The organism is Kineosporiaceae bacterium, assembly GCA_016713225.1.
Lineage (GTDB): Bacteria > Actinomycetota > Actinomycetes > Actinomycetales > Kineosporiaceae > JADJPO01.
In genome coordinates this window covers 317,982-337,063 of the sequence record JADJPO010000005.1, presented here as the reverse complement: position 1 = coordinate 337,063, position 19,082 = coordinate 317,982, and the positions used below count along the sequence as shown (strand labels likewise).

Below are 19,082 nucleotides of genomic sequence, written 5' to 3'. Positions count from 1 at the left end.
GAGTCGCTGTCCACCAGCAGGAACGCCGGGAACGTCTGCTCGGTGGCGAACTTGGTGAGCAGCTGTGAGGCCCTGAACGACTCGGCATCCGCCGGCAGGAACGAGGAGGTGTCGTTCTTCTGGACCTGCGACAGCTTGCCGGCGAACTGCCCACCGCCGCCGCCGACCAGCAGCCACGCCACGAGCAGGAGCAGCGCGAAGACCCAGCGGTAGCGGCGCACCCACCCGGGGCGCTGCGGCAGGTCGGCGTCCGGGTCGGCAGCAGTGGTGGGTTCGAGGTAACTGTGCAGGGGGGAACCAGGTTCGGTGCTCACGAAGGTGAGGGTACTGACCACCACCGACAACCGAGCGCACCACCCCGCGCGGCCGTGTCCGCCGGTCGGGACCGAACGGCGCGCACCACACCGCGGCACGTAGGCTGATCCCATGAGCGAGCTGGCCTTCGAGGTGGTCGGGATCGGCGATGACCCGGTCGACTACCAGCGCGCCTGGGACCACCAGCGCGCCGTCCACGCGCAGGTCTGCTCCGGCGAGCGGCCGGACACCGTGTTGCTGCTGGAACATCTGCCGGTCTACACCGCGGGCAAGCGCACCGAGCCCCACGAACGCCCGGACGACGGTACTCCCGTGATCGAGGTCGACCGCGGCGGGAAGATCACCTGGCACGGGCCGGGCCAGCTCGTCGGCTACCCGATCGTGCGGCTGCCCGACCCGGTGGACGTCGTGGCTCACGTGCGCCGGCTCGAACGCGCCCTGATCGGGATGTGCGCCGACCTAGGCGTGACCGCCGACGTGGTCAAGGGCCGCACCGGGGTATGGATCGCGGCCGACCCTGCCCAGGCCGTTCCCGGTGCCGGCGTCGCCGCCCCGATCACCGGGGTGGGGCCGATCGGCGCGGCACCCTCGGCCCGCCCCCGTCGTGACCGCAAGGTGGCCGCGATCGGCATCCGGGTCAGCCAGGGCGTGACCATGCACGGCTTCGCGATCAACTGCAATCCCGACCTCTCGGCCTTCGGCCACATCGTGCCGTGCGGCATCGACGATGCCGACGTCACCTCGTTGAGCGCCGAGCTCGACCGCGACGTCACCGTCGCCGAGGTGCTGCCGCTGGCCGAACGCCGGCTGCGCGCCGCCCTCGGCGCCACTCTCACCGGGAGCCGGTCATGACCACCACCTCCGAGCCCACCCCCCAGCCCAAGCGGCTGCTGCGGATCGAGGCCCGCAACGCCGAGACCCCGATCGAGCGCAAGCCGGAGTGGATCCGGATCACGGCGAAGATGGGGCCGCAGTACCGAGACCTGCAGAACCTGGTCCGGACCGAGGGCCTGCACACGGTGTGCCAGGAGGCCGGCTGCCCGAACATCTTCGAGTGCTGGGAGGACCGCGAGGCCACCTTCCTCATCGGGGGTGCCGCCTGCACCCGGCGCTGCGACTTCTGCCAGATCGACAGCGGCAAGCCCGACCCGCTCGACCGGGACGAACCCCGCCGGGTCGCCGAGTCGATCAAGACGATGGAACTGCGCTACGCCACCATCACCGGCGTGGCCCGCGACGACCTGGACGACGAGGGTGCCTGGCTCTACGCCGAGACGGTGCGCGCCGTCCACGAGATCTCCCCGGGCACCGGCGTCGAGATCCTCACGCCCGACTTCTCGGGCAAGCCGGAGCTGCTCGGTCAGGTCTTCGAGGCCGCCCCCGAGGTGTTCGCCCACAATCTCGAGACCGTGCCCCGGGTGTTCCGGCGGATCCGGCCGGCCTTCTCCTACGAGCGCTCGCTGAACGTGATCACGCAGGCCCGGGACGCCGGCATGGTCACCAAGTCGAACCTGATCCTGGGCATGGGCGAGACCCGCGACGAGATCAGCCAGGCGCTGGCCGACCTGCACGCGGCGGGCTGCGACCTGATCACCATCACCCAGTACCTGCGCCCCTCGACCCGGCACCACCCCGTCGAGCGGTGGGTACGCCCCGAGGAGTTCGTGGAGCTGCAGAGCGAGGCCGAGCAGCTCGGCTTCGCCGGCGTGATGTCCGGCCCGTTGGTCCGTTCGTCGTATCGTGCGGGGCGGCTGTGGGCTCAGGCCGTGGCGAGGCGCGCCGAGCGCCTATCCTGAACCCCATGGTGCGATTCCCCGGCAGGTCGGGCCCGAAGCCGAGCCCGAAGCCCAAGAAGCAGGGCCGGATCTCCCAGTTGTGGGCGATCTTCACGATGACCCGCAAGGCCGACCCCGCCGTCATCTGGTGGATGCTGCTGGCCTTCGTCGGCACCATCGCGCTCGGCGCCCTGCTCGGGCTCTGGATCGCCTCGCCGCTGTACATGGGACTCCTGTTCAGCGCGCTCGGGTTCATGCTCGCGCTGATCGTGATGGCCCGCCGTGCCGAGCGCGCCGCCTTCACGCAGATCGCCGATCAGCCCGGTGCCACCGCGGCAGCCCTGCAGAACCTGCGGCGCGGCTGGAGCGTGGAGGAGAAGCCGGTCGCGGTCGACCCGCGGACCCAGGACATGGTGTTCCGTGCGGTGGGTCGCCCCGGCGTGGTGCTGGTCACCGAGGGGCCGTTGCCGCGTGTGAACAAGCTGTCCGACCAGCAGACCAAGCACATCAAGCGAGTGTTGGGCGACGCCGTCCCGGTGATCGTGATCCATGCCGGGGACGGCGAGGGCCAGACCCCGCTGATCAAGATCAGCCGGGTGCTCACCCGTAAGCGTCCCGAGCTCACCAAGACCCAGGTCAGCGAGATCTCGAAGCGGCTGCGGGCGCTGGGTGGGGTCAAGATGCCGATGCCCAAGGGCATCGACCCGACCCGGATGCGCCCCGACCGTCGCGCCATGCGGGGCCGCTGACCCTGCCGGTCAGAGGCGCACCAAGACCGTGTCGACGGCCTTGTCGTGCAGGCCACGCTGATCGCTGTCCCACACCACGGCGGGTACCACCAGGCAGAGCAGGACGGCGCGGGCGAACGCCCGGGTGAGCCCGGGCTGTCCGCCCTCGCGCCGTTCGACCCGCAGGCCCAGCAGACGGTGGCCGAAGGTGAAGCCGGCGGTGCCGACCAGCACCGTGTTCATGACCAGCAGTGCGGCCAAGGGAGCGAAGGAACCCCAGTCCAGCGGTCGCATCAGACCGCTGCCGATCACCAGCGCCAGCGCCCAGTCGATCGCGAGCGCGGCCAGGCGCCGTCCGGGTCGGCCGATCGATCCGCTGCCCTGGGCCGGCCGGCCCAACCGCTCCCCCGGGAAGGCGGATGACGATCCCGACCCACCCTCGCCGGACGACGACCCGCCCGGCCCCTGCAACCAGCCACCCAGTTCTCTGCGCTCCACCACCCCAGCCTAGGATCGTCGGCAGGCAGCGCATGACCTGGGTGTTCCAGACGAACTCCGCCGTGACATGGACGACACCTGCGTCCGGGGTTCGTAACACCGCGGAAACAAACGGGACACCGACGGGAAATCGCCACTGCCTAGCGTTCCGGGCAGTTCCGGAGCGGGTCGACGGCGCCCGCGCCACCTACCAGTACCACCCCGCCAACTGGAGGTTGGATTGTTCAGCAGCCCCGATGAGGTTCTGAAGTTCATCGCGGACCAGGACGTCAAGTTCGTCGACGTGCGGTTCTGTGACCTTCCGGGCGTCATGCAGCACTTCAACGTGCCGGCCCACAGCCTCGACGAGTCGTTCTTCGTGGATGGCCAGATGTTCGACGGCTCGTCCATCCGCGGCTTCCAGGCGATCAACGAATCGGACATGAAGCTGATCCCCGACCTCGGCACCGCGGTCGTCGACCCGTTCCGCGCGGAGAAGACGCTCAACATCAACATGAGCATCGTCGACCCGTACACGGACGAGCCCTACAGCCGTGACCCGCGTCAGATCGCCAAGAAGGCCGAGGCGTACCTGAAGTCGACCGGCATCGCCGACACCGCCTTCTTCGCCCCCGAGGCCGAGTTCTACATCTTCGACGACGTGCGCTTCGAGACGAAGCAGAACGAGGGCTACTACCACATCGACTCGATCGAGGGCGCCTGGAACACCGGCCGCGTCGAGGAGGGTGGCAACCGGGGCTACAAGACCCGGTACAAGGGTGGCTACTTCCCGGTGCCGCCGGTCGACCACTACTCCGACCTGCGCGACCAGATGACCCTGACCCTCGAGAAGGTCGGCCTGCAGGTCGAGCGCGCCCACCACGAGGTCGGCACCGGTGGCCAGCAGGAGATCAACTACCGGTTCGACACCCTGGCCAAGGCAGCCGACCAGGTCATGCTGTTCAAGTACGTCATCAAGAACGTGGCCTGGCACGCCGGCAAGACCGTCACCTTCATGCCCAAGCCGCTGTTCGGCGACAACGGGTCCGGCATGCACGTGCACCAGTCGCTCTGGAAGGACGGCGTGCCGCTGTTCTACGACGAGCGCGGGTACGGCGGCCTGTCCGACCTGGCCCGCTGGTACATCGGTGGCCTGCTGCACCACGCACCGTCGCTGCTCGCCTTCACCAACCCGACGGTGAACAGCTACCACCGCCTGGTGCCCGGCTTCGAGGCGCCGGTCAACCTGGTCTACTCGGCGCGTAACCGCTCGGCCTGCATCCGGATCCCGGTCACCGGATCCAACCCGAAGGCCAAGCGCGTCGAGTTTCGCGTGCCCGACCCGTCGAGCAACCCGTACCTGGCGTTCTCCGCCATGCTGCTGGCCGGCCTGGACGGCATCAAGAACCGGATCGAGCCGCCGGCGCCGGTCGACAAGGACCTCTACGAGCTGCCCCCGGAGGAGCACGCCTCCATCCCGCAGGTTCCGGGGTCGCTGCCCGAGGTGCTCAACGCCCTCGAGGCCGACCACTCCTACCTGACCGACAGTGGTGTGTTCACCGAGGACCTGATCGAGACCTGGATCGACATCAAGCGCACGCTCGAGGTCGACCCGATCCGGCTGCGTCCGCACCCGCACGAGTTCGAGCTGTACTACGACATCTGAGTCGGTCAGCTCACCACAGACCCGAGATGGCTGTCGTTCCCACGGGGGAATGGCAGCCATCTCGGCACTTTGGCGTGCCCGGACCCGGACGTCGTCGTGTGCTGTTTTCGGCACGGCTCCAGAGCGCGGGCGACTGTGCCGATATCAACACAACGGATTCCTGAGTGCCAATGTGCTGATATTGACACAGAGGAGGCGTCATGCCGCGCGTGATCGTGCGTCGTCCCCAGGATCTGGCTTGGCGGTCGCCACGGCTCGAGCAGCTCGTGGACTGACCCAGCAGGAGCTCGCCGATTCCCTCTCCATCGACCGGACCTACCTGGCTCGGCTGGAGAGCGGGCTGTCCACGGTGCTGCTCGAGCGTTCGCTGCGCCTGCTGCGTCGCCTGGGGGCCGAGATCATCGTGCAGATCCCCGACACCGCCGGTGATCCGAACTGATGGCCAGGATCACCGAGCTCGCCGTCTGGTTGCACGGACGACACGTCGCCTGGGTGCGCAGCCCGCGGATGGTCACCGTCGGCGACACCGAATGCCTGGTCGTCGAGCGTTTCGACCGTGAGCGAACCGGCGCACAGGTGACCCGGGTGCACCAGGAGGATGTCTGCCAGGCGACCGGGGTGAACCCGGAGCAGAACCAGGGCCGTGCCAAGTACCAGCGATACGGCGGACCGTCCCTGCGGGCGGTCGCCGACGTGCTCACCGCCTGGGGTCCGGCCTCCGGCCAGGGCCTGCTGGACCTGCTCGACCGAGTGCTGTTCACCCTGGTGATCGGCGACGCGGACGCCCACGGCAAGAACCTCGCCCTGCTCCACGTCCAGCCTGGGCGGGTGCGTCTGGCCCCGTTGTACGACACGGTTCCCACGGCGCTCTGGCCGAGCCTGCGCACCGAGGCCGCCATGTCGATCGCCGAACGCGACGACCTGCGGACGATCACGATCGAGGACGTCGTCCGCGAGGCTCGCTCCTGGGGACTCGGCGCAGAGACCGCCCGGCGCCGCATCGTCGATGTCCTGACTCGCCTGACCGCAGCGCTGGACGAGGGGGCGAGCCGCGACGACCCGCGGGTGACGGACCTGGTCGCCTCCCGGCTGGCCCGCCTGACTCGGCTCTGACCGCCCGGGTGGACCTCATCGGGCGTCACACCTGACGTTGTTCGAGGCGCTCACGACGGTGCCTACGGCCATCCACTCACCCCCGACAGATCCAGCGATCACCTGCTTTTCGATCATGCTCCGGCGCGAGCTGCCGACAGGGCGCGTGAGGCGATACCTCACCGCGATGCCGGGGGATGACTGCTATGACCATGCCGGGACACACCGATGCGCATCCGCTTCGTCGCCGGGGCGGCCATCTCGTCACTGCAGCAGCTGCCGCGGTCGCGGTGAGCATCGGAGTCTGCGGCGCAGCATCACCGCCGTCCGCAGCCGCCTCACCGGTGTCGGCAGCAGCGGCACCGGTCCCGAATGTCTGTGGGTATGACCACAAGCCGGGCTGGATCGCCCGCGAGAACGCCAAGAAGTCCGGCAGGGTGGCGGTCTTGCCTGTGGGGTATCGGTACGCGACGTCGACGGCGGCCTACCTGTCCTCGCCGAGCGCCACCTGCTCCGACACCCTGAGCCTCTATGTGTCCACAAAGGCACCGTCGTACACGGTGCAAATCGTGCGCACCGGCTACTACGGGGGCAAGGGCGCGCGCATCGTGTACACGTCCGGGAAGCACCGAGGCGTTTACCGAGGCGGCGGGAAGATCGTCAACAGGACTACGTACACGGCCCTGGCCGGATGGTCTCGCGACATGGCCATCAAGATCGATCGGCACTGGACACCAGGCGACTATCTGGTGCGTGTCCTGGCGTCGGACAAGTCATTCAGCTTCGTTCCCTTCACCATCGTGGACAGGTCCTCGGTCGCCCCGATTCAGGTGGTGAACGCGGTGATGACCTGGCAGGCCTACAACCTCTGGGGTGGCGCCTCGCTCTACGCCACGAACCAGCGCTCCCGTTCGGACCCCGGATATGCCGTCACGTTTGCCCGTCCGTATCTCGGCGACGGCAAGCGACGGTTCGGAGACGGCGTGTTCATCGAGCAGGAGTTCCCGTTCGTGAATTTGGGCGGAAGGCATCGGGCTGGACCTGACCTATGTCACGGACATCGACATCGACAGGGCCCCGAAACTGCTGCTGCGTTCCAAGGTCAATGTCTTGCTCACACACGACGAATACTGGACGAACGTGATGCGTGACGGCTTGCAGTCCGCGGTGAACGCCGGCGTGAACCTGGTGAACCTGGGGGCCAACGAGGGGTACACCCGGGCTCGCGTCACCTACAAGGGCGACATTCGACTGTTCGTGTACCGGAGCATCGCCAAGGACCCTGTGAAGGACCCGACCCGGGCGACGACCACGTTCCGGCAGTCCCATCAGTACGAGTCGCGCCTGATGGGGAGCATGTATGCCTGCCTGCGGACGACGGCAACCGGTGTCAAGAAGATGTCGAGCTGGGTCTTCGCCAAGAGTGGCGGGCGGACACTGAACCGCATCGTGGACCTCGAGAACGACGCGTACTTTCCACAAGCCGGGCCACCGAACGCTCACGTCAGCGTCCTCGCCGGGGCATCCTTCAAGTGCGCTGGCCGAAAGAATGTGCCGGCGACATGGGCCATGACCTACTACAACAGCCCGATCTCCGGTGCCGGCGTCGTCAACGTGGGCACGATGGGCTGGATCTGCAATCTGAACCGCTCGTGCCTGACGCACAAGGGTGATTCGGTCACACGTGGCCAGGTTGCAGTCATCACGCGGAACATCCTCTCGGTCTTCCAGCAGGGAGTACCGGCAGAGAACCTGCGCGCGGTGAGCCCCTCCTCGCCACCCGCGAGCCTTGCCGGTCCCGCCACCGCGGCGTTGCCGGAACCGATGCCGTGGAACGACAGCATCGTCGGGGACGCCGAGGCCGCCCTGGAGGCCGAGGAATCGGCAGAGGATGAGGCCGAGGAGACCGCCGAAGCGCTGGAGGACCTGAAAGGGACCGAGTTCGAGGTGCCGAGCAGCTGAGGGGCTCGAGGTGTGGCCGCCGTCCTGGTTCTGACCGGCCAGGACTGCGCCAGCAAGGCCGCCCACTCACCATGACCGAGTCCGTTGGGACGGCGGCGGGTACCTGGCCCGCTGACCCCCAACCCCTCGGTGATCATGTAATCCGTGCACTTTTATGGGCGGCACCACCCTCAGCGCATCACCAATCCGCCACTGATCACAGCGGTCTCGCCCGACACCTCGGCCGAGTTGCGCCCCACCGCCCTCACCCGCACCGCCGGTTAGCGCTCCTCGACGGTGGCGACGGAGTACTCCCGTTGCTGCAGGGTCAGCGGCGCGGGCACGCCGGCAACGCTACCGGGCGGGTCAGGGGGTGGGTGCCCGACGCCGCGCACTCAACCCGGCCACCAGCAACATGGCTGCGCCGGCCAGCGCCACCACCTTGCCCGGGTAGACGTGCAGGCCCGCCAACGGCACCGCCAGCAGCGGCCCCAACGCCGCCACCCGCAACAGCCCCGGCCGGCCGGTGCGCAACGCGAGCGCCGCGACCACCAGCGCGCACACCAGCCACAGCCGGGCCGGGGTCTCGGCCCCGGACAGGTCGTAACTGGTGCCCTGGGTGAAGATCGGGGCACCGACGAAACCGGGCACGGTGTCGACCGTGCCCTCGTCCCACTGGATCACGTAGCTGTCCGGAACGTAGTAGCCGGGGATGACGCCGCCGGATGTCGTGGAGGTCGCCCAGTGCAAGCCGAGCGAGGTCGCCGTCAAGACCAGACCGAGCGCCGCGAGGCGGACCGTGCGCAGCGGGAGGGTGGTCAGCGCGCTCACGCCGTCACCACCGCTTGTCCGGGTGCAGGGCCAGACCCGTCACCGCCGCGGCCAGGGCCGCGGTGAGGAAGAACCCGTTGGCCCCGCTGATCGAGGGCAATGCGATCAACACCCAGAACACGAAGTAGGCACCCGTGCCCGCCGCCGCGGTGGTCCAACTGCCGGCGCCCGCCTTGCGCCCGGTGAGGGTCACCACCGCGGCGATCAGCGCGAAGATCGCCCACAGGAAGTTGTGCGTGATCATCATGGGCGGCCACAGCACCCCCAGGACGGCGAAGACCGGCACCGCACCGTGCGCCAGGTTGCGGGACCCGTGCTTGGCCACCATGCCCTCGGCCCAGTTCTTGGCCGATTCGGCCCGCTCGCCGGCGATCTGCCCCGGGGTCTGGCCCGGTCCGGCCGGTCCGGGAGGCTGCGGCGCGAACCCTGCAGCGAAGCCGTCGAACCCCGACGGCGGCGGCGCGTCATAGACCGGTGGCGGCGGCGCACCCCCGACGCCCGGCGGGGAGGGGGGAGGAAAGGAGGGCGCGTCATAGGAGGAGCTGCTCGGTGGCGGCGCGTCGTAGGAGGAATTGCTCGGCGGCGACGCGTAGGAGGAACGGCTCGGCGGCGGCGCGTCGTACAGCGAGCCGCTCGGCGGCGGCGCGTCAAAGGACGGTCCACTCGGCGGCGGCGCACTGTAGGAGGGTCCGCCCGGGGGTGGCGCATCGTACGAGGACACGCTGGGCTGCTGGGGCGGCGGGCTGGGGGGTGCGCTGTGTCTCGCCGTGGAGGGAGCCGGGTCGTATCCGGGCGGCGGCGCCCCGACGGACGGCGTCCCGCTGGGCGGAGGTAGCGCGGGCACCGAGAGCCCGGCGACGATCGCCGCGTCGGGGGCGGCGGGCGGGTCGTATCTCTCGAAGAGCGAGGTCGAACTCTCCGTTCTCGACGGGGAACGGTCCTGGCGCGCTGCCTCATCGGCATCCGAGCCGAACGTGGCCCGGCTGTCGGGGTCGGACCCCGTGTCCTCGTACCGAGACCACAGCACGGTGTCCGCCGGCGGAGCGGCCTGATACCCGGGGGGCGGGGCACCGAACGCCGGTGGCCCGCTCGGCGGCGGCATCGAAGCGGGTGGGGAGTCCCCACCGTGCCAGTCGTCGTCCAGCGGGCTCGGCCGGGACGCCGGGGCGGGTGCCGGGCTGGGGGCCGGCGTCGCCCACGGGTTCGTGGGGGCGGCGGGCATCGGCCGTGTCTCGTCGAACGACGGCACCTCGGGGTCCTGGCTCAACGCGGCCTCCTTGCTGGCTCTCCGGCCGGGCACGCTACCAGGTGGGTTTTGGCCCGGAAAATCCTTAAGTGTGATGATTGGTGGACGCTGAGTGACTCCGTGCAGGTCGGCCCCCAGTCGCCCGGCGATCGACCGCTGACACGTCACCCGAATCGCAGTCCGCTCGCCCGCCGAACCGGCCGGGTGACCGCGGCCCGGACCGCGGCCTCGCTGCCCACCACCCGCACGTGTTCGCGCGCCCGGGTCAGAGCGGTGTAGAGCAACTCGCGGGTCAGCAGCGGCGAGGTGGCCGGTGGCAACACCACGCTCACCCTCGCGAACTGACTGCCCTGTGCCCGGTGCACCGTCATGGCGTGCACCGTCTCGACCGAGGGCAGCCGGTGTGGGCGCACCAGCACCGGTCGGTGCGGGTCGCCGAAGGCTGCGATCACCCCGGACTCGCCCTGGTCGGCGACCACCACCCCCGTGTCGCCGTTGAACAGGCCGCTGTCACGGTCGTTGACCGTCACCAGCAACGGCCGGCCGGGGTACCACGGGCCACCGTGACGGCGACCGGCGCCGGACCCCTCGGCGGCCACCAGCCACGATTCGACGCGCGCCGCCCAGGTGGACACGCCGAACGGCCCCCGCCGATGCGCCAGCAACACCTGGTGTGACTCCAGCGCCGCCAAGGCCCCGGCGATGTCCCCGGCTCGGGCCGCACGCCTCAGGCGCAGTCCGGAGGCCTCGGCATCGACCCGCACCGGCTGGATCTCACCGGCCCCCACCCAGTCCCCCAGCGGCTCGACGAACGAGACCTCCCGGCTGCCCGCCCGAAGCAACTCGATCACGGCGTCCGCCTCGCCCGCTCGAACCGCGCGGGCCAGCTCACCGATCACGGAGCCGTGGCGGTGCACCACCTCGAGCCGGATCACCCCGGTACGACGGGCCTCCGGGTGAGCGACCAGGTCACCCAGCACCGCCCCGGCCTCGACCGAGGCGAGCTGATCGGGGTCACCGACCAGGACCAGCCGGGCCTGCGGTGAGATCGCCTCCAGCAACCGGGCCATCAGCGGCAGCGACACCATCGAGGTCTCGTCGACCACCACCAGGTCGTGGGGCAGGTGGTGGTGGCGGTTGTGCACGAAACGGGTGCGCGAACCCGCCCGCCAGCCGAGCAGTCGGTGCACGGTGCCGGCGGTCAGCTCACCCACCCGCTCGCGGTCGGCTGGATCCAGTCGCGCGGTCTCGGCTCGCACCGCCTCGGCCAACCGGGCAGCCGCCTTGCCGGTGGGCGCGGCCAGTGCCACCCGCAGCCCCGGCCCGGCGACCGCCTGCAGCACCGCCACCAGCCGGGCGACCGTCGTCGTCTTGCCGGTGCCCGGCCCACCGGTCACCACGCACAATCGACTGCGCGCCGCGGTCGCCGCAGCCTGGCGCTGGCGGGCGTCGTCCGGATGAGGGAAGAGCCGGCGCACCGCAGCGTCCAGGCGCAGGTCGTCGATCTGCTCGATCGGCCCCCTCAACCGCTCCGCGACCTGCTCGCGCACCAGGGACTCATCGCGCCAGTACCGCTCCAAGTAGAGCCGGCCGTCGACCAGACGGATCGCTCCGGAGGCCAGCAGCGGACTGGCCGCCAGCGCCGCCGCCCAGACCCGGGGGTCGGGTAGGGACAGGGGCGAGGCATCGGCCGGGTCAACCCCGCCGGCGAGCCGGTCCTCGGCCTCGGGGACGAGCATCGCGTCGCGATCGTCGAGGAACAGGCAGACCGATCCTGCCCGCACTCCGCGCACGGCCAGGGCGACGGCGAGCAGCACCCGTTCGTCCCCCTCACCGGTGAGCGCGCCGAGTCGTCGCGCCACGTGCACGTCGGCCGCCGAGAGCACGCCGGCCGTGTTGAACTCCCCGAGCAGACCGCTCGACCGGACGGCGAGCCAGGCGGCGGTCATGCCGAACCCCCTCGGCCCGAGGTGTTTCGGCCGTCGAGCAAAGCCGACAGCTGCTCGATCAACAGCGTCGGTGGTCGCCAGCCGAAGACCCCGAACGGTGTGCCGTCGGCACCGGTGGGCGTGGCCGGCCCACACATGCCCCGCACGAACAGGTACAGGCCGCCGCCGAGGTGCACCTGGGGGTCGTACCCGCGTTGACGCCACCGCAAGAACCGGTGCAGCGCCACCAGGTACAGCACGAGCTGCAAGGGGTAGTGCGAGGCAGCCATCGCGGCGGCCATCGCCTGCGGCCGGTAGTGCTGCACCGTCAACGGTTCCCCCGGCGGGGCCAGCCGGTTGGTCTTGTAGTCGACCACCAGGTACCGCGGCCCGGAGGAGGTGTGCCGGCGCAACACGGCGTCCAGGCTGCCGGTGAGGTAACCGCGAAGCTGCACCGGATCGGCGTCGCTGTCGGCCAACTCGGCGAGCATCGCCGGGTACCCGGCGAGCGGGTCGTCGGGGGCCAGGTGCCGGGCCATCAGGTCGGCGACGTGGCCGAGGTGGGCCGCCTGCAGCGACGGTTGCCCGGGTAGGTCACCACCGGCCAGCGGCAACTCGAACTCGGCCTCGCACAGTCGGTCTCGCACCGGCACATCGGCCAGCGTCATCCCGCCGGCGAGCGGACCGAGCGGAGTCCGCAGTGCCGTCTCGAGGCCTGTTGCCAGAGTGTCGAGGCGCTCGGTGACCAGGTGGGGTTCCCGCGCGGCGTCCCGACCACCGGCCAGGATCGATCGGGCGCCGCGCTGTACGGCGAGCCGGCGCAGCGCACCGGCGAGGTCCGGCTCGGTCGGGTCTACCGACTCGAGGATCTCGTGCACCAGGGTGCCGAACGCCGCGCCCGCCGGAAGGTCGGCCAGGGGGCACGGCGACGCGTCGATCGCCCCGTCCGGCTCGGGCGGTGGTGCGGCGTCGTCCCCCACAGCGGTGTCGGCCTCGTCGTCCACCCCGGTGCTCTCGGGCTCGCTGAGCGCGGACTCGGCCGACGGCGAGGCCATGGGTGTCGCCGCGTGGGCACGGGCGGTCAGAGCGGTGTAGGACAACCGGCGCCAACCGCCGTCGAGGTCCCGGCGCCACTCGGCCAGGTCGAGCCGGGCCGGATCGGCCGGTGCACTGGGCCGGCGGGCCGCGGCCGGGGCCTGGGTGACGGCCTCGGCCACCAGGACGCCGCCGCTGGCGGCAGCCAGCTCGGCCAACGAGGCCGCCACCTCGTCGTCCGAACCGACCCGCACCGTGGCCGGCGGCTGTTCGCCGGGGCCGTGCCCGCCGAACAGCATGCGGGTCAACGCACCGCCGGGGGTGTTGCGGGACGGCGCCCACCACGCGACCACCTGGCTGGCCGCACGGGTCAGGGCCACGTAGAGCAGACGCAGGTCCTCGCCGCGCTCCTCGGCCCGATGGCGGTCGAGGGCATCGGCACCGGACGTCACGCCGCCCAGGTCGAGCACCCGGCGACCGTACTGATCGTGGTAGCGCAAGGTGGCGACCTCGTCGGGCTCGAACCGGTCCCACCCGAACGGCAGGTAGACCACCGGGAACTCGAGCCCCTTGCTGGCGTGCACCGTCAGCACCTGCACCGCGGCCTGATCGGTCTCGAGCCGGCGGCTGCGCTCCTCGGCGTAGTCGCCCTCGGCCTCGGCGACCCGCCGGCGCAGGTGGGCGGCCAGCGCCGAGACGCCGGCCTGCTCACGCACCGAGACCTCTTGCAGCACCTGACCGACGTGACGCAGGTCGGTCAACAGCCGGTCGCCGTCGGCGTCGGCGGCCACCCGGTGCAGCAGGCCGGTACTGGTCACAGCCTCGAGCAGTGCCCCGACGCCACGCGCCTGCAGCAGGCGTGCCCAGCCGCGCACCCGATCCGAGAGCGCATCGCGCTCGTCCTCCCCCGCGCCGGCCAGGCGGGCGGCGTCCCAGCCCACCAACTCGGTCAGGGCCAGAGCAGCGGTGCGGCCGGCGTGCCCGGGGTGATCGAGGGCGTCGAGCAGGGTCAGCCAGAGCCGGGCGGCCCGGGTCGAGAACACACTCACCACGCCCGAGACCACCGCCGGCACCCCCGCGGCCACCAACGCCCGCTGCACCAACGTGGCCTCGGAGTTCTTGCGGGTCAGGACGGCGATGTCCCCGGGCTGCAGCGCACGGGGTTCACCGGGGGTGAGCTGGACCCGCGCGAGCTGGGCGACCACGTCAGCGGCCAGGTCGGCGGCGATCAGCTCGCGGAGGTCGCCCACCTTGGGGGTGGCCCGATCACGCAGGCCCAGGGCGCTGCGCCGCACCTGCCGCAGCCGCAGCGGTGCTGCCCCGATCAGCCGGCTGCCCACATGTTCCGAGGTCACCGGACGCACCACGATCCGGTCGTCGCCGAGGGCGGCCTGGCGCATCAGGTGGCCCAGGCCGTCCAGCAGGGCCGCGTCGCTGCGCCAGTTGCGCTCCAGGGTGGCGGTGGCCGTGGCGTCCCGGCCGGCGTCCAGGTAGGTGACGACGTCGCCACCCCGGAAGGCGTACACGGCTTGTTTGGGGTCGCCGATCAGCACCAGGGTGCGATGGCCGTGAAAGGCGGTGCGCAGGATCTGCCACTGCACCGGATCGGTGTCCTGGAATTCGTCGACCATCACCACCCGGTAGTGCTGCCGGATGCGCTGGGCAGCGAGCTCGCCCAACTGGGGATCCACCAGGGCGTCACGCAACAGCACCAGCAGGTCGTCATAGTCGAGCAGCCGGCGCTCGTGCTTGCGCCGGGCGACCTCCCGGACGGCCGCGTACGCCGCGGCGTAGCGATGACCCGGTATCGAGTCGGGGTGCGCCGCCTGCGGTTCGAGGACGGCGAGCCGGTCACCCACTGCGGCCCGGGTCACCTCGGCGACCTGTTCGACGGTCAGTTCGGGGCGCTCCGATGTCGCGTACCTCTGCAGGTAGACGTCCTGGGCGACCTCGGTGATCAGGTCGGCGAGGTCACCGACCATGACGGCGTCGGCGTCCAGGTCGGCCAGCACCCCGAGCCGGGTGAGCATCTGTTGGCAGAAGCCGTGCGTGGTGGCGATGGTGGCACCGTCGAACTCGGCCAGCGCCCGGGTCAACCGGGTTCGGCGCAGGTCGAGTTCGGCGTCGTCCACATCGGCCAGGTGGGCCACGAGCCGGTCACGGCTGGCGCGACAATCCGGCTGCGCCAGCAGGCGATGCGCGCTGACCAGGCGTTCACGGACGCGTTCGCGCAGCTCGGACGTCGCGGCCCGGCCGAACGTGACCAGCAGCAGTTCGTCCAGCTCGGCCCGGCCCTCGGCGACGTAGCGCGTGGCCAGCGCGGCGATGGTGTACGTCTTGCCGGTACCGGCACTGGCCTCGAGCAACGTGGTGCCCTCGGGGAGGTCGCCCAGGATCTGGAAGGCCCGCGGCGGCGGCAGGCTCGACAAAAGCAGCTGCGGCGTCCGGTTCACCGGGTCCGCACCTCCTCGTGGGCCAGTAACGGGTCCCACACCCGGCGGGCGTAGACACCGAGGCGGGTGCCGTCGTCCGGCGCCCAGGCCTGCTCGTCTCGCGCCGGTGCGGCCCGGAACACCCCGAGCGGGGCGGCCACGCCCCAGCAGAGCTCGTGATAGGGATCATCGATCATGCCCCAGCGATCCCAGGCGCGGGCGGCCTCGGCCAACGCCTGCTCCTCGGCGTCCCCGCCGTGCCGACAGCGGGCGTAGGCCAGGGCGACGTCCACCGGCATCGGCAGGGGCTCACGCAGCGCCCGACGGCGAAGCCGTACCAACTCGCCGAGTCGTTGCAGCGCCACGGGTTCGGCCGGTGCGGTCAGAGTGGACACCGAAGCCGCCGGACGGCGCCCCGCGGCCCGGCCGATGGTGACCGCGGCCCGCACCGGACGCCGACCATCAGCGGCCAGCGCGAGCAGCTGCACCCACGCCCGCAACCGGTGCTTGGCGCCGAGCCGGGAGTAGATCGCCCGCACGACGGTGCGCTCACCGCTGCGACCCTCGTCGGTGGCTGCTGGGGTGACCACTCCGGTGACCGTCCCGGTGATCCGGCCGCCGCCGGGTAGGTCGACGTCGACGTCGAGGTCACCGACCCGCTCGGGTCCCGCCGGCACACCGGCGGCCCGGCCACCGAGGTGGTCCAGCGCCGCACGGGCGATCGGCAGCACGGTCTGGTCGACCTCGTTCAGGGTGCTGCGACCGAGCGCGCGCGGCGGCAGCATGCCGCGGCGGTTCTCCGCCCCCAGGGCCTGGTGGTGATCGACACCGGTCAGGCAGGCCTGCAGCAACCGGTCGCCGATCTGCCACTTCTGCAGACCGTCCAGCCGCAGCGGCAGGTGATCGTCGACTTCGTCGTCCTCACCGGGCAGCCAGACCCCCAACTTGTTGCGCACGAACCATTTCGCCGGGTGTTCCAGCAGGGCGATCAGGTCGTCGAGATCGATGTCGCTCTCACCGACCGGACGCACCGGCAGCGGCGTCGGCAGCAGCACCCGCGGGGCGCCGTCCGGCACCGGGTGCCCGGCGTCGCGTACCTGAAGCGCTGCGCCGCAGGCGTGAGCGTCCCGGCTGAACGGGCCAGGACGGCCGAGCGCGCCGTCGATGAAGTTGCGGGCATCGACCGGCTGCAGCGGGTGGTGCACGGTCAGGTGCTCACGCACTGGACGGCTGTCCGCGGTGGTGACGGTGCGATCGAGGGCATCCAGCAGTTCGCCGACCGGAACCGCCGGGGGCCGCGTGGTGCCCAGCCGTTCGTCGGCTCCGCTGTACAGCACGATCAGATGCTCGCGAGCGGCGAGCACGGCATCCAGGAACAGCTGCCGGTCTTCACTGCGCCGGTCGCGTTCCCCGATCCACGGGTCGCGCAGCAGCAGGTCGTCGCCGTCTCGCGGACCCGACCGCGGGAACGTGCCGTCGTCCAGCCCGAGCAGGCAGACCACCCGATGCGGCACGGCACGCATGGGTTCGAGCGAACAGACCGTCAGCGCCCCGGTGCGGAACCCTGCCCGGGTGGGCCGACCGACCAGATGGCGCTGCAGCAACGCCCGGACGTCGGGCAGCCGCAACGGCAGCTCGTCGTGCGCCGCGGCACTCGCCTCGAGATCGGTCAGCAACCGCCGGGCCTCCACGCCCTGCCAGCTCGCCTCGGGATCGTCGCCGGCGAGCAGGTCGAGGGCCTCGCCGAGCCGGGTCATCCAGGCCCCCACGGGGTGGCGGCCCTCGAACGAATCCAGCACCACGCCGAGCCGGTCGGCCAGCTCGGCGAGCCGCCCGGCCAGGTCGACGTCGGTGCTCTCGACATCGTCCAGTGGCAGCGCCGTGCCGAGATAGCGGTAGGCGTCCTCGCCGCCGACGGCGACCCCGGCCAGCAATCGGTCGAGCCCGAACCGCCATGTGCCCTGCAGCACGTGGGGCAGGCCGAAACGGGCGCGCCGCTCGGCGTCCTCACCCCAGCGGATACCGGAGTCGATCACCCAGGTACGCAGCCGGGCCAGGTCGTCGTCCGTGAAACTGAAGCGTTGCCGGACGGCGGGCGCGGCAGCCAGGTCGAGCAGCTCACTCGCGGTCAGTCGGCTGGCGGGCAGGTCGAGCAGGCTCGACAGCAACGCGAGGTGGGCGTTGGTCTGGCGCAGCGACCGGTCGGCCAAGCGGATCGGGATGTGCTGGCCCGGATGCCACTGCACCCGATCGCCCTCCGGACCGGAGGGCATCGTCGCGCTGCCCAGCCCGAAGGTGGCCGAGATCAAGGGGGCGATGGCCTCGACATCCGGGCACATCACCACGATGTCGCGCGGTTGCAGCGTGGGGTCGTCGGCGAGCAGCCCGGTGACGACCTCGCGCAGCACCTCGACCTGGCGTGCCCGGCCATGGCAGGAGTGCACCTGCACACTGCGATCGTCCGGCTCGAGCCGGTGCAGCCCGGGTGTGGGGTCGTCGGCCGCCAGAGCCTGGTGCAGCGCGGCCAGCACCCTGGGCACAGTGGGCTCCGTGGGCGCAGCAGGCACAACGGACCGTGCGGCATCGCCGGTCGATGCCCGCCCGGAGCCGTGCCGGACGTCGCGCAGCTCGGTACCGATGGCAGCGGCGAGGGTGACGAGCCGCTGCTGCAACTCGATGCTGTCGCGAGCCATCGAGGCCAGGAACGGGTGCCGGGCGGCGAGTGGGCTGTCGGCGCGACGCGGTGAGCTCCGCGGATGCTCGGCAACGGACTGCCACAGGGCAGGGCTGGGGTGGGGCAACCAGAGATGCACATCGCGGTGCCGGGCGAGCGCGATCACGACGCGCAACTGGGTCTCGGGCAGCCGGGTGGCCCCGAAGACCGACAGCCGGCCGGGCAGCGTGGTGGCGGTGGGATCGGTGATCAGGCGCCGTTCAACCGCGGCGAGCCGCTCGGCCGGGCTCGCCGTCGCCAGGCGCGCCCGCAACCGGCGCCACAGCTCGATCTGCCAGCCCAGGTCGTCGGCGCCCGGCACGGCGATCGGGGCGGTCGAGATGCCACCGCCCTCCGCCCAGCTCAGCACCAGGCCGGGACGTTGCGTGGCATAGGAGGAGAACAATCGGGCGAGTCGTCCGGCGACGCCGAGGCGCCGTCCGGCAGCGGGATCGTCGGCGCCGGCGCCCAGGTGGTGCGCCAGGGGCGCGCACCAGGGTTCGGCGATGCAGTCGTCGATCAGTTCCAGCAGCGGCCACACCAGACGTTCCGGCGCCCAGGGATCATCGTCCGGAGCGGCGTCCCCCGCCGGTTCGGCCAGGTCGGCGAGGACTCCCGCGACCAGCCGGGACGGCGAGCCGAAGGCGACCCCGGCGCAGATCCCCGACTCACCCGACTCACCCGACTCGGCACCGAGTCGGTGTGACAGGCGTTGCGCCAACCAGCGTTCGATGCCGCGGGTGGGCACCGAGATGACCTCGTCGGCGAACGGATCGTCGCGGGGATCGGCCAGCACCTGGGCAAGCGGCTCCACCAGCGCGTCGGCGCACTCGGCCCGGTGAATGTGCAACACGTGAGCGACCCTAACGGCCCCCACCGACAACCTGGAGGCGTGATCATCAC

At 71.2% G+C, this 19,082-nt stretch carries 15 protein-coding genes; 8 read left to right on the top strand and 7 right to left on the bottom strand.

Features of this window, described 5'->3' with window-relative positions; genetic code table 11:
- Window positions 1-314, bottom strand: a 314-nt coding sequence (locus IPK24_20385) for a hypothetical protein (GenBank protein MBK8077846.1), incomplete at its 3' end; no start/stop codon positions are given.
- Between the two features lie 112 nt (window positions 315-426).
- Here IPK24_20385 and lipB point away from each other — a divergent pair.
- The 3 genes from lipB to IPK24_20370 are packed head-to-tail and all read left to right on the top strand — an operon-like array spanning window position 427 to window position 2,839.
- Window positions 427-1,167, top strand: a complete 741-nt coding sequence (lipB, locus tag IPK24_20380; GenBank protein ID MBK8077845.1) for a lipoyl(octanoyl) transferase LipB — start codon at window positions 427-429, stop codon at window positions 1,165-1,167.
- The gene (lipA, locus tag IPK24_20375; GenBank protein ID MBK8077844.1) at window positions 1,164-2,111 is read left to right on the top strand and encodes a lipoyl synthase; all 948 of its coding nucleotides are present in this window, start codon (window positions 1,164-1,166) and stop codon (window positions 2,109-2,111) included. Before lipB ends, lipA begins: the two co-directional genes overlap by 4 nt.
- A gap of 5 nt (window positions 2,112-2,116) precedes the next feature.
- Window positions 2,117-2,839, top strand: coding sequence for a DUF4191 domain-containing protein (locus IPK24_20370; protein MBK8077843.1), 723 nt, complete (start codon window positions 2,117-2,119; stop codon window positions 2,837-2,839).
- Window positions 2,840-2,848: 9 nt separating this feature from the next.
- Here the strand turns inward: IPK24_20370 and IPK24_20365 are convergent, their stop codons facing one another.
- A complete protein-coding gene (locus IPK24_20365; GenBank protein ID MBK8077842.1) occupies window positions 2,849-3,319 on the bottom strand; it encodes an RDD family protein in 471 nt (156 codons plus the stop codon).
- A 217-nt stretch (window positions 3,320-3,536) separates the two neighbouring features.
- On the opposite strand from IPK24_20365, the gene glnA reads away from it, so the two are divergent.
- The 5 genes from glnA to IPK24_20340 all read left to right on the top strand — a co-directional run bounded on the left by glnA (window position 3,537) and on the right by IPK24_20340 (window position 8,015).
- Entirely contained in the window at window positions 3,537-4,961 is a 1,425-nt protein-coding gene (gene glnA / locus IPK24_20360) for a type I glutamate--ammonia ligase (GenBank protein ID MBK8077841.1), read from the top strand.
- Window positions 4,962-5,010: 49 nt separating this feature from the next.
- Window positions 5,011-5,400 (top strand): helix-turn-helix transcriptional regulator, encoded by a 390-nt coding sequence (locus IPK24_20355; protein ID MBK8077840.1) that lies wholly within the window; start codon window positions 5,011-5,013, stop codon window positions 5,398-5,400.
- On the top strand, window positions 5,400-6,074 hold the full coding sequence (locus tag IPK24_20350; protein MBK8077839.1) for a HipA domain-containing protein: 675 nt from the start codon (window positions 5,400-5,402) through the stop codon (window positions 6,072-6,074). Before IPK24_20355 ends, IPK24_20350 begins: the two co-directional genes overlap by 1 nt.
- A gap of 185 nt (window positions 6,075-6,259) precedes the next feature.
- Complete coding sequence (locus IPK24_20345; protein ID MBK8077838.1) at window positions 6,260-7,204, top strand: hypothetical protein; 945 nt, start codon at window positions 6,260-6,262, stop codon at window positions 7,202-7,204.
- Window positions 7,164-8,015: a hypothetical protein gene (locus IPK24_20340; protein ID MBK8077837.1), complete on the top strand. Its 852-nt coding sequence runs from the start codon at window positions 7,164-7,166 to the stop codon at window positions 8,013-8,015. The genes IPK24_20345 and IPK24_20340 overlap by 41 nt, the downstream gene beginning before the upstream one ends.
- Before the next feature lie 345 nt (window positions 8,016-8,360).
- Here IPK24_20340 and IPK24_20335 read toward each other — a convergent pair whose 3' ends face one another.
- The 5 genes from IPK24_20335 to recC all read right to left on the bottom strand — a co-directional run bounded on the left by IPK24_20335 (window position 8,361) and on the right by recC (window position 19,032).
- Window positions 8,361-8,825 carry a hypothetical protein gene (locus IPK24_20335; GenBank protein MBK8077836.1) on the bottom strand — a complete coding sequence of 155 codons (465 nt, stop codon included), beginning with the start codon at window positions 8,823-8,825 and terminating at the stop codon, window positions 8,361-8,363.
- 4 nt (window positions 8,826-8,829) lie between these two features.
- Complete coding sequence (locus IPK24_20330; protein MBK8077835.1) at window positions 8,830-10,092, bottom strand: hypothetical protein; 1,263 nt, start codon at window positions 10,090-10,092, stop codon at window positions 8,830-8,832.
- Window positions 10,093-10,235: 143 nt separating this feature from the next.
- Entirely contained in the window at window positions 10,236-12,020 is a 1,785-nt protein-coding gene (recD, locus tag IPK24_20325; protein ID MBK8077834.1) for an exodeoxyribonuclease V subunit alpha, read from the bottom strand.
- Entirely contained in the window at window positions 12,017-15,463 is a 3,447-nt protein-coding gene (locus IPK24_20320) for a UvrD-helicase domain-containing protein (GenBank protein MBK8077833.1), read from the bottom strand. The genes recD and IPK24_20320 overlap by 4 nt, the downstream gene beginning before the upstream one ends.
- Before the next feature lie 20 nt (window positions 15,464-15,483).
- A complete protein-coding gene (recC, locus tag IPK24_20315; protein MBK8077832.1) occupies window positions 15,484-19,032 on the bottom strand; it encodes an exodeoxyribonuclease V subunit gamma in 3,549 nt (1,182 codons plus the stop codon).
- Window positions 19,033-19,082: the final 50 nt, after the last annotated feature.

Coding starts and splice junctions, on each gene's coding strand:
- lipB (MBK8077845.1), top strand. CDS start 427: ATGAGCGAGCTGGCCTTCGAGGTGGTCGGGATCGGCGATGACCCGGTC.
- lipA (MBK8077844.1), top strand. CDS start 1,164: ATGACCACCACCTCCGAGCCCACCCCCCAGCCCAAGCGGCTGCTGCGG.
- IPK24_20370 (MBK8077843.1), top strand. CDS start 2,117: ATGGTGCGATTCCCCGGCAGGTCGGGCCCGAAGCCGAGCCCGAAGCCC.
- IPK24_20355 (MBK8077840.1), top strand. CDS start 5,011: ATGGCAGCCATCTCGGCACTTTGGCGTGCCCGGACCCGGACGTCGTCG.
- IPK24_20350 (MBK8077839.1), top strand. CDS start 5,400: ATGGCCAGGATCACCGAGCTCGCCGTCTGGTTGCACGGACGACACGTC.
- IPK24_20345 (MBK8077838.1), top strand. CDS start 6,260: ATGACCATGCCGGGACACACCGATGCGCATCCGCTTCGTCGCCGGGGC.
- recD (MBK8077834.1), bottom strand. CDS start 12,020: ATGACCGCCGCCTGGCTCGCCGTCCGGTCGAGCGGTCTGCTCGGGGAG.